Origin of the sequence: Providencia sp. PROV197 (assembly GCF_028479625.1) — a bacterium.
Lineage (GTDB): Bacteria > Pseudomonadota > Gammaproteobacteria > Enterobacterales > Enterobacteriaceae > Providencia > Providencia vermicola.
Genome location: NZ_JAMPNZ010000015.1, coordinates 239988 through 254118 on the forward strand (window position 1 = coordinate 239988; position 14131 = coordinate 254118).

Below are 14131 nucleotides of genomic sequence, written 5' to 3' on the forward strand. Positions count from 1 at the left end.
TTAACAGCAAGATAATTCAAAACGGATCATATCAGGGAGTATACCATTCTCGCTATCGATATGCAGGAAACGTAAAGCAAAGCGTGTTTTGTGACCTGAAATTTGTGGGTAAATAAAGTTTTCTGCGGGCAATTTTATGCGCAGTAGCTCTTTACCTTCGACACTATCTTGATAAAAGCCATTAAATGACTCTTTAGTTTCAAACGTTCCTGATTGGCGAATTAATGACAGAACTGTTTTTAAAGCATCATTTAAAGGGTCGAGACTTTGAAGCCAGCCACTGATGGCTTTATCTCGTTCATTTTTTGGAATATTTAACCATAATTGTAATGTAGGTAAATCAAAACTACAGCAGCCACCGGGAATGCTTAGTCTTTGGCGAACCATGCTAATAATTTTATCTGTTCGTAAATGGTGACCAAAGCGAGGTGCAGACATTAAGTGAGATATTTTATCTGATAAATCAGTGAGTAATGAACTAATTAGTTGATTGTCCGCATTAGGGTCGCTAGCCCAATTTGATAAGCGAGTGCGTTGTTTTTCAAGCTCTTTAATAAGATCTGAACGGACTTCGCCTCTATCTAGAATTTCAATAAGTTCTGAGACTGAACGAAAAAATGCGATACCAGAAGAGTAGGAGGTGATATTGCTGAGCTCATAAATTTGAGATAAAAGAGTTTCAAGGCGCAACCAAGAACGGATCTTTTCATTCATTGGATATTCATAAGTGATTAAATTTGTAGTTGCTAGTTCGCCCATTTTAATTCCTATGGTTTTATTTTTGCTAGTGTTAAATATTTATTGTGAAGATTTGCTACCTTGTCTTGAATGCTGGTATCTTTAGTATGGTTTGTAATAACGTCATCAGCATAAGATAATCGTTTTTCACGGCTAACTTGTGCATTTAATATATTTTTGACCTGCTCGAGACTTATATTGTCTCTTTTTATTGTACGTTGAATTTGTTCTTCAGGGGTAACATCAACGACTAATACCCTATCTGCTAAATGAGAAATGTTGTTTTCGATTAATAAAGGAACAACCCATAAAACATAAGGATAATTGTCTTGGTAGAGCTGTTTTTGCGTCTCTTGCTGAATTAAGGGGTGAAGAAGTGTATTTAGCCATTTTTTTTCATTAGTGTTTGAGAAAATAATGTCTCTTAAAAGGCCTCGATTTAGCGTGCCATCTAAAGAAATAATCTCTTTACCAAAGTGTGACCTGATAGCGTCAAAAGCAGGGGTATTCGGCTCTACAACTTGGCGAGCTATTACATCAGCATCGACGATGGGGACACCAAATTTAGCAAAGTTGTTTGCAATGGTCGTCTTACCACTCCCAATTCCCCCTGTTAAAGCAACGATATAAGGCATAAATTTTTCGATCACTTATAGAAAATAAAAATAGATTACACTGAAATTATCCGTTTGTCTTCACTCAAATTAACTTGAATGAATATAGTTAAAAATACTTATATAACATGATTCTATATGGTTAGAGTATCTTAATAATATGAGATAGATATTATTAAAAAAATATCATCCAGTGACAACATTCCCTAGATTAAATATTGGAAGATACATAGCTAGCATAATGATGCCAATTAAGAGTGAAATAAATACAAGAAGGACAGGTTCCAAGTTTTTCACTTTTCTCTCTATATGGAGCATGTATTGTTCGGAGTAGAACTTAAATAGGTATCTTGTAAAATAATAGAGTTTACCTGATTCTTCAGCAACGGCGATTAATTGAACTGCTAAACTTGGGAATAAAACAGTCTCTTTCATTGCATTTGAAAGTGTCCCACCTTTAAGAACAGCAGAGAGAATATTTTCACAATCTTTTTTGTATTGCTTATTATTGATTGTTTGTATTGTACATTTTAAACAATCAATTAGTGGAAGGCCGATTTTATATGTGGATGATACTGTTAGAAAATACAAGCTTAGATAATGATAGGAGATTAAACTTTTGAATACTGGCAGTTGTGAAAAAAAATGTTGTAAGTGCTGATGCTTATTTATTTTTAGTGTAAATATTAGAAGAACGAAAATAACTGATAAAAAATATGTGAATTGTTCTTTTATAAAGTCGGATACGTAAAGCATAGCTTGTGTTAATAGAGGTAGCTCCTGTTGAAAGCTATCGTAAATTTCTTTAAATTGAGGAATGACATACAAAAACATAATACATAGTAACATACCTGAAAATAGACAGAGAGTGAGCGGATAACGTATTGCTTTTTTGAACAATGCAGAGATTTTTTCATTATGTTCTAACATAAAGCTAATCGTATTAAAATTTTCATCATATTTACCTGTCTTTTCTGCAACAATGATAAGGCTAATAATTGTACTGCTAAAAATTTGTGGATGATTCTTTAAAAAATCGGAAAAAAGCTCCCCTTTTTCGATATGTAGAATCAAATTTTTAATAAAGTGACGCCAAAAAGGAAGGTGGCAATTTTCTGAAAGTATTTTTAAGCTTTGTATTAGTGTTATCCCAGATGATGTTAAGGCACCTAGTTGATGAAAGAAATGTATTCGATAGTTAATACAGGCGTGATTTAAATTAAAAATCGCTTTAATTTTGATTTTCAATGGAATAAGGTTATTTTCAGTAATAATAAGAAAAGCTTTTTTTTTACTTTTAGCTAACAAGGTATCTTCAATTATTTGGTTGCGAGCATTGAGTGCAATATATGAATAAATGAACATTTCAAGCCCCCTCGTTGCCAACAATGGCGTAAATTTCTTGTAACGTTGTTTCCCCTGATTCAATGAGCTTGATACCTGCTTGAAAAAGACGTTCAAAATTTACAATATTACGACCTTGTTGCTCCTGTAAATCTTGAATTATTTGCTGGTCAATGTACTCATAAACAGCTGTTCTTCCCATAAAGCCAGAAAAACAGTGCTCACATCCCTTAGACCTCCATTCATTAATCGTTAACACTCTATTTAGCTGAGTTTTTGATGGTGTAGGTATTTTACATTTAGGACATAATTTACGTACTAATCTTTGAGCTATCACCATTTTTAAGCAAGACATTAATTGTTTTTTTTCTACGCCAAGCTGGATCATACGTTCTATAGCGCTTACAGTACAATTAGTATGCAATGTAGATAAAACTAAATGGCCAGTTTGCGCTGCACGAGTAGCAATTTGGGCGGTTTCTTCATCCCTTATTTCACCAATCATAATAATATCGGGATCTTGGCGTAATAGTGCTCTAAGAATAAAAGCAAAGCTAAGTTCGGATTTTTCATGAACCTGTATTTGATTAATTCCTTGCAAAGGAATTTCAATTGGGTCTTCTATTGTTGAAATATTCCGAGAAGATTGATTTAAAAATTCCAGGGCACTATATAAAGTCACTGTTTTGCCACTGCCTGTAGGGCCTGTCACTAAGATTAGACCCTGAGGCTGATTTAAGTATCTTTTTAATGAGTCAAGAAGGGAAGAGCACATCCCTATGTGCTCTAATGAATATTTTAATTGAGTATTAAGAATTCTTAATACGAGTTTCTCACCATATAAGGTGGGAATACTAGAAAGGCGTATGCTGTAATTTTGCCCATCAAAATACCAATTCATTTGTCCATCCTGTGGACGTCTTTTTTCCGCAATATTCATTTTGGAAAGTATTTTTAGCCGAGCAATGATTTCATTGTTAATTTCGTAGGGTGCTGAAGGAAGAAAGTAAAGTTTCCCATCAACACGAATCCTAATCTTTAACCCCTGTTTGGATGGCTCAAGATGAATATCTGATGAGCGTTTATGAACTGCGGTTTTAAGTAAATTCTCAACAAAATCAACCGCAGGGGATGTAATATTTAATGTCTCTGCTTCTTTAGGTTGGTAAGGGATATCCTCCTCTTTGATTTGATGTATTACACTATTGAAGTAATGATCAACCTTTTCTTTAGGCCAAATATCATAGCAAACAGGAACGCTAGCAATAAACTTTAGAGTTGCCATAAGATTATCATCAGGTTTTTTAACCGTGGCTATAGATAATCTTTTATGGTTATAATCCACGATAATAATATAGTGCTTATCACATAGTTTTTTTAGTTCTTTAAATATAAACTGGTTATCTTTCGTTATATTCATAATTACCCCTAATTAAAAACTAAACGTTTTTTCACATAAAGATTTTAAATTGGTATTGTCTTTTATTTCGCAAGCAACATTCCATTTAAATGGCGAGTTATTACCTGTGACAACAGGTGTTAGTGTAATATTAAGATCTGATAATGTTTTATCTCCACTCAGTTTCACAATACCTGATTTTACATCAATGGTTTTGATGTGTTTCCCTGAAATATTATTTGGAATATTATCGTTGCCACTATTACATTGAGATAGACTACCGAAATTGAAGTGGCATATTTCAATACTATTTTTGTAAGGTAAAATGGTTTGCAGGACATCGGTCATTGCAGCCTTTTGCATATAGCTTTGATAACCAGGAATAGCAATAACACCAAGTATAGATATTATTGCAATAACAACCATTATTTCGATAAGTGAAAATCCTTGTTGGCGCATGATAAAACCTCTGTTGTTAAGTGAGGTTTTATCATAAAGCTATTTTTCTCTATATTTTATTCATTGTAAATGATGTTGCGAAACGCTTTGTAGATAAATAAATGAATTTATGGTTTATTACATTTTTTATCGATCGGCTTCGCAAAATATAATTTAATTTTAATATTGGCCTTTTTTAATTTCTTTAATTAAAGGAAAATGGATGTATTAAGAATAATAAATATATAGCAATTAAAAAATAATTAATTTTCATTGCTATATATGATTAAACTAATTTTAAAGTAAGCTTCTATAATATTGCCAATCAAAAAATGGACCAGGATCGGTTTTACGTAAAGGGGCGATATCACTATGACCCGTAATATTATGGGCAATCAATGGATATTGAGTAATAAGTTGTTGGGTTAAAGTCGCGAGAGATTGGTACTGTGATTCAGTAAATGGCTCAAAATCAGTGCCTTCTAGCTCAATGCCAATTGAAAAATCATTGCATTTTTCTTTTCCTTGGTAGCTTGATTGCCCTGCATGCCAAGCACGTAAATGAAAAGGAACATATTGAATAATTGAGCCATCACGGCGAATTAAGCAATGAGCAGAAACGCGAAGGTGTTTTATTTCCTCAAAAAAAGGATGTTCTTGAGGATTCAAAACCCCCGTGAATAATTGATTAATATAAGGCCCACCAAATTGACCTGGAGGAAGGCTAATATTATGGATAACAAGCAAAGAGGGAGTAACACCATCAGGGCGTTGATCATGATGCGGTGAGGGGATATGAGTCACATTATTTAACCAACCATCATGTATTTTCATCTCGTGATCCATAGTATTCTATCTTCTTTTTGTCAGGGCTCGTTATCTTTGGATGGAAAGATTAGCATAGATACAATAAGACGAGAGCATATTTTGGAGAAAGAAATGGCTATACGGCGTTATGATGAACAGCAAAGACGCGGCATTCTATTAGAGCGATTAGCAGTTGATATCCCTTTTATGGTGACAGTTGCATTAAAAGAAGACCTTGGACAGGTTGTTGACTATAAAAGAGATATCACAGGGCAGCTACTTAGTGAAAGCGCGATTGCAACCGCCCGTATTATTACACGGGAAAACGGTATCTTTTGCGGTAAACAATGGTTAGAAGAAGTCTTTCTTCAATTAGGCGGGCTAGTTAAAATTGATTGGAAAGTGAAAGACGGTGATACCGTCACATCAAATCAAGTGTTATGTGAAATGCAGGGACCATCTCAAGTTTTATTAACAGGGGAGCGGACTGCGCTGAATTTTATCCAAACACTCTCTTCGGTTTCGACAGTAACTGCGATATATGTAAAAGAGATTGCAGGAACTCGTGCCAAGCTACTTGATACTCGCAAAACGATTCCTGGCCTAAGAACTGCATTGAAGTATGCTGTTCTTATGGGAGGGGGATTTAACCATCGTTTGGGATTGTCAGATGCCTATTTAATTAAAGAAAATCATATTATTTCAGCAGGTTCGGTGGATATGGCGGTTGAACTTGCCAGACAAGCACACCCTGAAGTACCTATTGAAATTGAAGTGGAAAGCCTAGATGAGTTACTTCTAGCGCTAAAAGCAGGCGCAGACATCATTATGTTAGATAACTTTACACCGACAATGATGAAAGAGGCTGTAGTGCTAACTGCAGGGAAGGCTGCGCTTGAAGTCTCAGGTAATGTGACACTAAAAACAATAAAAGAATTTGCAGAAACTGGCATTGATTTTATTTCAGTGGGTGCTTTGACTAAACATATTCAAGCGATGGACTTATCAATGCGTTTTGTTGAGAACCATTCCTAGGGCATCATTACGCTATCAAAGTTTGATATAAGAACTGTATTGCTCAATTTCATCATACAGTTCTTTTATTTCTCATTAAGTGATTTATATCAGTATTCATAAAGTGGAAGTATTGGCATATTATTTTTAAAAGCATCAATATTATTCTATAGAAAGCGGGCCAATTTGAGTTGAAGATGCGGTTAGAATTTAAGATAAGTGTAAATTCAGTTGTGATTTTAACATTTTTGAAACAAAAAAAGTGAGACGTTTAAGTATAATAGAGCAGCTAAGATTTTATTTGATTTTTAATTTGCTTTTAATGAATTTTTATTCATTAAAATGATTGCTTTTACGATTCAGTTTGTATTTTTAATCGGTAAATGATGTTTTTTATGTTAAAAATACTCTCACGACATTGGTTGTTTAGTTATCAAAACATGCTAAATTTTAAAATAAATTGTTAATATTTGCAGGATTTTATGATTTAGCGCAAGGTCTTTATGGACAGATAGTGAATACTTTGTTACTTTATTAGCCCATAAACAAATTGGTATTACCAATTAACACTGGGTAATACGTAATCAATAATTACTCACTTATGAATATGGCAGATTATGACTTACGGTAAAATTCGCCAACCAAAGTTATCAGATGTAATAGAGCAACGGCTTGAACATCTTATTTTCGAAGGGACATTGCGCCCTGGCGAAAAGCTGCCCCCTGAACGTGAACTCGCAAAACAGTTTGACGTATCTAGGCCATCAGTGCGTGAAGCAATTCAAACATTAGAAGCGAAAGGGCTTCTATCTCGTCGTCAAGGCGGCGGCACCTTCGTACAAAAGAAAATGTGGCAAAGCTTTAGTGATCCTTTAGCTCAGTTACTCGAAGGTAATCCCGAATCTCAATTTGATCTTCTTGAAACTCGTCATGCCCTTGAAGGTATTGCGGCCTATTATGCTGCACTCCGTGGTACTGAAGAAGATCTTGACCGTATTCGTCAAAGTTATGAACTTATCGAAACCGCGCAAAAAAGCGGCGAGTTAGATGCCGAGTCAGATGCGGTACTCCAATACCAACTCATTGTGACAGAAGCGGCTCACAACGTGGTTCTATTGCATTTATTGCGCTGCATGATCCCAATGTTAGAACAGAATATCCGTCAAAACTTTGAATTTTTGTATACCCGTAAAGAGATGTATAACGCGGTTAGCTCCCATAGAGCACAAATTTTTGCTGCAATAATGGCAAGAGAACCTGAAAAAGCGCGCGAAGCATCTCACCGTCACCTGTCTTTTATTGAAGATTTGCTATTGGATATTAGCCGAGAGCAAACTCGTAGAGAACGTTCTTTACGGCGGTTACAGCAACACCCTGATTTAACTTAGTAATATAGATCCTGACTGCTGCGTCTATATTATTGTGAATGCTCTAAAAGAGAGTTAAAGCGGCAACTACATCAGGGCCTATCTTCCCGCTGTTTTAGCAATATTGGGAAAATAGCGGGAAGATAGGCTCCACATAACCATATAAAATAGATAACAGATAAGGAATACACCATGTCAGATATGTTAAAAAATGACGTGGATCCGATTGAAACTCGCGACTGGCTACAGGCGATTGAATCGGTCATCCGTGAAGAAGGTGTTGATCGTGCTCAGTTTATTATCGAACAGGTATTAAGCGAAGCGCGTAAAGGCGGCGTAAGTATTGCTGCTGGTGCATCTGGTCGTTCTGATTACATCAACACAATTGCTGTTGAAGATGAGCCTGCATACCCTGGTAACATGGACTTAGAGCGCCGTATTCGCTCTGCAATTCGCTGGAACGCAGTAATGACTGTTCTGCGTGCGTCTAAAAAAGACTTAGAACTGGGCGGCCACATGGCTTCTTTCCAGTCATCAGCAACCTTGTATGAAGTCTGCTTCAACCACTTCTTCCGTGCTCATAACAATAATGATGGCGGAGACTTAGTATTCTTCCAAGGTCACATCTCTCCAGGTATCTATGCACGTGCTTTCTTAGAAGGGCGTTTAACTGAAGAGCAAATGAACAACTTCCGTCAAGAAATTGGTGGTAATGGCCTATCTTCATATCCGCACCCTAAATTGATGCCTGACTTCTGGCAATTCCCGACAGTATCAATGGGGCTGGGCCCAATCAATGCTATCTATCAAGCTAAGTTCCTGAAATACCTTGATAACCGTGGCCTGAAAGATACATCTGCGCAGCGCGTATATGCATTCTTAGGTGATGGTGAGATGGATGAGCCAGAATCTAAAGGTGCGATTACTATCGCAACACGCGATAAACTAGATAACTTAGTTTTCGTTATCAACTGTAACCTGCAACGTCTAGATGGCCCAGTAACAGGTAACGGAAAAATTGTTAACGAATTAGAAGGTATCTTTAACGGTGCTGGCTGGCAAGTTATCAAAGTTATGTGGGGTGACCGTTGGGACGAGCTGCTGCGTAAAGATACGAGCGGCAAACTTGTTCAGTTAATGAACGAAACTTTAGATGGTGACTACCAGACCTTTAAATCACGCGACGGCGCGTACGTTCGTGAACACTTCTTCAATCGTTACCCAGAAACTGCAGCATTAGTTAAAGATATGACTGATGATGAAATTTGGGCATTGAACCGTGGTGGTCACGATCCGAAGAAAGTCTATGCTGCATTTGCGAAAGCAAAAGAAACCAAAGGCAAACCAACTGTTATTTTAGCGCAAACCATTAAAGGTTATGGTATGGGCGAAACAGCTGAAGGTAAAAACATTGCGCACCAAGTGAAGAAAATGAACATGGACGGTGTTCGCCACTTCCGTGATCAATTCAATGTGCCAGTGGCTGATGAGCAAATCGAAAAACTGCCATACATTACTTTCGAAAAAGATTCCGAAGAGTACAAATACCTGCACGAGCGTCGCCAAGCGCTGGGTGGTTATTTGCCTGCTCGTCGTTCAACTTTTGATGAGAAACTGGAAATCCCTGCACTGGCAGATTTCAGCCAATTATTAGAAGAACAATCAAAAGAAATTTCGACCACAATTGCTTTCGTTCGTGCATTGAACGTGATGTTGAAAAACAACTCTATTAAAGAGCGTTTAGTGCCAATTATCGCTGACGAAGCGCGTACATTTGGTATGGAAGGTCTGTTCCGTCAAATCGGTATTTATAGCCCGAAAGGTCAGCAATATACACCGCAAGACAGAGAACAGGTTGCCTACTATAAAGAAGACTCGAAAGGTCAAATCCTGCAAGAAGGTATCAATGAGTTGGGCGCAGGTTCTTCTTGGTTAGCGGCTGCAACATCTTACAGTACTAACAACTTGCCGATGATCCCATTCTATATCTACTACTCAATGTTTGGTTTCCAACGTATTGGTGACTTAATGTGGGCAGCGGGTGACCAACAAGCACGTGGCTTCCTGATTGGTGGTACTTCAGGTCGTACAACGCTGAATGGTGAAGGCTTACAACACGAAGATGGTCACAGCCATATTCAATCACTGACTATTCCTAACTGTATTTCTTATGACCCTGCATTCGCTTATGAAGTTGCAGTGATTATGCAAAACGGTTTAGAGCGCATGTACGGTGAGAAACAAGAGAACGTGTACTACTACATCACGACTCTGAACGAAAACTACCACATGCCTGCAATGCCAGAAGGTGCAGAGGAAGGTATCCGTAAAGGTATCTACAAACTGGCTTCTGTTGAAGGTAGCAAAGGTAAAGTGCAGTTGTTAGGTTCAGGTTCAATGATGCGCCACGTTCGTGAAGCGGCAGATATTCTGTCTGCAGAGTATGGCATTGGTTCTGATGTTTACAGTGTAACCTCATTCACTGAATTGGCACGTGATGGTCAAGATTGTGAGCGTTGGAACATGCTGCACCCATCTGCAACACCACGCGTTCCATACATTGCACAAGTAATGAATGACGCACCAGCAGTTGCATCAACTGACTACATGAAACTGTTTGCTGAACAAGTTCGTACTTATGTACCTGCAAGTGATTACCGCGTACTGGGTACTGATGGTTTTGGTCGTTCTGACAGTCGTGAAAACCTGCGTCACCACTTCGAAGTGGATACCAGCTATGTCATCGTAGCAGCGTTAGGTGAATTAGCTAAACGTGGTGAGGTTGATGTTAAAGTCGTTGAAGAAGCGATTAAAAAATACAACATTAACCCAGAAAAAGTTAACCCACGTTTGGCATAAGAGGTAAATATCAATGTCTATTGAAATCCAAGTGCCAGATATCGGTGCTGATGAAGTTGAAGTCACCGAGGTGATGGTTAAAGTTGGTGATAAAGTAGAAGCAGAGCAATCGCTCATTACCGTTGAAGGTGATAAAGCTTCTATGGAAGTCCCATCACCACAAGCGGGTGTGGTAAAAGAAATTAAAATTGCGACAGGCGACAAAGTAAAAACTGGCTCGCTAATCATGGTCTTTGAAGCAGAAGCGGGTGCAGCAGCACCAGCTCCCGCACAAGCGCCAGCAGCCCCTGCGGCAGCACCAAGCGCAGCAGCGTCAAAAGACGTTGCTGTACCAGATATCGGTGGCGATGAAGTCGAAGTCACTGAAATCATGGTTAAAGTGGGTGACACCGTGACCGCAGAACAATCTTTAATTACTGTTGAAGGCGATAAAGCGTCAATGGAAGTCCCAGCGCCATTTGCTGGAACTGTTAAAGAAATCAAGATTGCGACAGGCGATAAAGTGAAAACTGGTTCGCTGATCATGGTCTTTGAAGTCGCAGGCGCAGCGCCAGCCGCTGCTCCAGTTGCACAAGCAGCACCAGCGGCTCCAGCAGCCTCTGCAATTAAAGACGTTAACGTGCCAGATATCGGCGGTGATGAAGTTGAAGTTACCGAAGTAATGGTTAAAGTGGGCGACACCGTTTCTGCTGAGCAATCAATCATTACGGTTGAAGGCGATAAAGCATCAATGGAAGTTCCTGCACCATTTGCTGGTACTGTTAAAGAAATCAAGATTGCGACAGGCGACAAAGTGAAAACTGGCTCGCTGATCATGACTTTTGAAGTTGCCGGTGCAGCACCAGCTGCGGCACCAGTTGCTCAAGCAGCGGCACCAGCACCTGCAGCGGCACCAGCTGCAAAAGCAGCTGATAGCAAAAATGAATTTGTTGAGAACGACGCATACATCCACGCAACACCGGTTATTCGCCGCTTAGCGCGTGAGTTCGGTGTTAACTTAGCGAAAGTAAAAGGTACTGGTCGTAAAGGCCGTATCCTGCGTGAAGACGTCCAAGCTTACGTGAAAGATGCAGTCAAACGTGCTGAGTCTCCAGCTGCAGCAGGTGGTGGTTTACCTGGTATGCTGCCATGGCCGAAAGTAGATTACAGCAAGTTTGGTGAAGTTGAAGAAGTCGAACTGGGTCGTATCCAAAAAATCTCTGGTGCAAACCTGAGCCGTAACTGGGTGATGATCCCACACGTTACGCTGATGGAAGAAGTGGATACCACTGAAGTTGAAGAATTCCGTAAGCAACAGAATAAAGAAGCAGAGAAGAAAAAACTGGACGTGAAAATCACGCCATTAGTTTTTGTCATGAAAGCAGTTGCCCGCGCCCTGGAAGAAATGCCGCGCTTTAACAGCTCGATTTCTGAAGATGCACAGCGTCTGTTCTTGAAAAAATATATCAATATCGGTATCGCGGTTGATACACCAAATGGCTTAGTTGTTCCTGTCTTTAAAGACGTTAACAAAAAAGGCATTTTAGAGTTATCTCGTGAACTGATGGAAGTTTCTAAGAAAGCGCGTGCAGGTAAACTGACTGCGGCTGATATGCAAGGCGGATGTTTCACCATCTCTAGCCTTGGTGGTATCGGTACAACTGGTTTTGCACCAATCGTGAACGCACCAGAAGTGGCTATTATGGGGCTGTCACGCTCTTCAATGAAACCTGTTTGGAACGGTAGCGAGTTTGTTCCTCGCCTGATCCTGCCTATGTCACTGTCCTTTGACCACCGTGTCATCGATGGGGCTGATGGAGCACGCTTCATCACCCTAGTAGGGCAATTAATGAGCGATATTCGCCGTTTAGTGATGTAAATAATAAGACCGGCTGATAGGCCGGTCTGTTTTATTTAGGCTGAGGCAGAATTTTTTGCTGCTGCTACGAAAGGTTGGGAGTTACATCACGAAATGAGCCTTTTCAGGGTGTTAACAATTCTGTAAACTGCTCTCGGTGTGTACTTTTCCAGTGGAAGATCGTTTATTCAGCAGTACCGCTGGACAAAACAAAAAGAGGTCATGATGAGTACTGAAATTAAAGCCCAAGTCGTTGTGCTTGGTGCAGGCCCTGCAGGTTATTCTGCGGCTTTCCGTTGCGCTGACTTAGGTTTAGAAACTGTTTTAGTTGAACGTTATTCAACCCTTGGTGGTGTTTGTTTAAACGTGGGTTGTATCCCTTCAAAAGCTTTATTGCATGTTGCAAAAGTGATCGAAGAAGCGAAAGCATTAGCAGAGCACGGTATCGTATTTGGTGAGCCAAAAACTGATATCTCTAAAGTTCGCTTATGGAAAGAAAAAGTCATTAATCAGCTGACGGGTGGTCTAGCTGGGATGGCGAAAGGTCGTAAAGTGACCGTCGTTAACGGTCTGGGTAAATTTACGGGTGCAAATACGCTGGTTGTTGAAGGCGAAAACGGTAGTACGACTATCAATTTCGATAACGCAATCATTGCAGCGGGCTCACGTCCAATTCAATTACCATTCATTCCTCATGAAGACCCACGTATTTGGGATTCAACCGATGCGTTAGAACTGAAAGAAGTTCCAGAGCGTCTTCTGGTTATGGGCGGTGGCATCATCGGTTTAGAAATGGGAACTGTGTACCATGCACTGGGTTCTCAAATCGATGTGGTTGAAATGTTTGACCAAGTCATCCCTGCGGCTGACAAAGATGTGGTTAAAGTATTCACCAAACAAATCAGCAAAAAATTCAACCTGCTGTTAGAAACGAAAGTTACCGCAGTTGAAGCGAAAGAAGACGGTATTTATGTGTCTATGGAAGGTAAAAAAGCTTCCGCAGAACCACAACGTTATGATGCTGTGTTAGTGGCTATCGGCCGTGTTCCTAACGGTAAAAACTTAGATGCAGGCAAAGCTGGCGTTGAAGTTGATGATCGCGGCTTTATCCACGTGGATAAACAAATGCGCACTAACGTTCCACACATTTTCGCTATCGGTGATATCGTTGGTCAACCAATGTTGGCTCACAAAGGTGTTCACGAAGGTCACGTTGCAGCAGAGGTTATCTCTGGTCTGAAACATTACTTTGACCCGAAAGTGATCCCATCAATCGCTTATACTGAGCCAGAAGTTGCATGGGTTGGTTTAACTGAAAAAGAAGCGAAAGAACAAAATATCAGCTACGAAGTTGCGACTTTCCCATGGGCTGCGTCAGGTCGTGCAATTGCATCTGACTGCTCAGAAGGTATGACTAAGCTGATTTTCGACAAGCAATCTAACCGTGTTATCGGTGGTGCGGTTGTCGGTGTGAACGGTGGTGAATTACTGGGCGAAATCGGCCTAGCAATTGAAATGGGCTGTGATGCTGAAGATTTAGCATTAACTATCCATGCTCACCCAACACTGTATGAATCAATCGGTATGGCTGCTGAGATTTACGAAGGTAGCATTACTGATTTACCAAACGCAAAAGCGAAAAAGAAAAAATAATTTTCTTTAATCGCATAGATAAACAGTATCTCTAGTATGCTGTTTATCACCAAAGCAAATT

At 39.4% G+C, this 14131-nt stretch carries 11 protein-coding genes; 5 read left to right on the forward strand and 6 right to left on the reverse strand.

Annotated elements, in window-relative coordinates:
* From zapD to ampD, 6 genes are all read right to left on the reverse strand, one after another.
* Entirely contained in the window at window positions 1–759 is a 759-nt protein-coding gene (gene zapD, locus PR808_RS08690) for a cell division protein ZapD (protein ID WP_206082687.1), read from the reverse strand.
* An 8-nt stretch (window positions 760–767) separates the two neighbouring features.
* A complete protein-coding gene (gene coaE, locus PR808_RS08695; protein WP_206082686.1) occupies window positions 768–1373 on the reverse strand; it encodes a dephospho-CoA kinase in 606 nt (201 codons plus the stop codon).
* A gap of 165 nt (window positions 1374–1538) precedes the next feature.
* Window positions 1539–2717, reverse strand: a complete 1179-nt coding sequence (locus PR808_RS08700) for a type II secretion system F family protein (protein WP_272539116.1) — start codon at window positions 2715–2717, stop codon at window positions 1539–1541.
* 1 nt (window position 2718) lies between these two features.
* The gene (locus tag PR808_RS08705) at window positions 2719–4116 is read right to left on the reverse strand and encodes an ATPase, T2SS/T4P/T4SS family (protein ID WP_206082684.1); all 1398 of its coding nucleotides are present in this window, start codon (window positions 4114–4116) and stop codon (window positions 2719–2721) included.
* Window positions 4117–4128: 12 nt separating this feature from the next.
* Complete coding sequence (gene ppdD, locus PR808_RS08710; RefSeq protein WP_206082683.1) at window positions 4129–4554, reverse strand: prepilin peptidase-dependent pilin; 426 nt, start codon at window positions 4552–4554, stop codon at window positions 4129–4131.
* 276 nt (window positions 4555–4830) lie between these two features.
* Entirely contained in the window at window positions 4831–5367 is a 537-nt protein-coding gene (gene ampD, locus PR808_RS08715) for a 1,6-anhydro-N-acetylmuramyl-L-alanine amidase AmpD (protein ID WP_272539117.1), read from the reverse strand.
* Between the two features lie 105 nt (window positions 5368–5472).
* Here ampD and nadC point away from each other — a divergent pair, with 105 nt between their 5' ends.
* From nadC to lpdA, 5 genes are all read left to right on the forward strand, one after another.
* Complete coding sequence (gene nadC, locus PR808_RS08720) at window positions 5473–6375, forward strand: carboxylating nicotinate-nucleotide diphosphorylase (RefSeq protein ID WP_206082681.1); 903 nt, start codon at window positions 5473–5475, stop codon at window positions 6373–6375.
* A gap of 596 nt (window positions 6376–6971) precedes the next feature.
* A complete protein-coding gene (pdhR, locus tag PR808_RS08725; RefSeq protein WP_206082680.1) occupies window positions 6972–7742 on the forward strand; it encodes a pyruvate dehydrogenase complex transcriptional repressor PdhR in 771 nt (256 codons plus the stop codon).
* 171 nt (window positions 7743–7913) lie between these two features.
* Complete coding sequence (gene aceE / locus PR808_RS08730) at window positions 7914–10580, forward strand: pyruvate dehydrogenase (acetyl-transferring), homodimeric type (protein WP_206082679.1); 2667 nt, start codon at window positions 7914–7916, stop codon at window positions 10578–10580.
* Window positions 10581–10593: 13 nt separating this feature from the next.
* Window positions 10594–12438 (forward strand): pyruvate dehydrogenase complex dihydrolipoyllysine-residue acetyltransferase, encoded by a 1845-nt coding sequence (gene aceF, locus PR808_RS08735; RefSeq protein WP_272539118.1) that lies wholly within the window; start codon window positions 10594–10596, stop codon window positions 12436–12438.
* A 204-nt stretch (window positions 12439–12642) separates the two neighbouring features.
* Window positions 12643–14070 carry a dihydrolipoyl dehydrogenase gene (gene lpdA, locus PR808_RS08740; RefSeq protein ID WP_206082677.1) on the forward strand — a complete coding sequence of 476 codons (1428 nt, stop codon included), beginning with the start codon at window positions 12643–12645 and terminating at the stop codon, window positions 14068–14070.
* Window positions 14071–14131 lie beyond the last annotated feature (61 nt).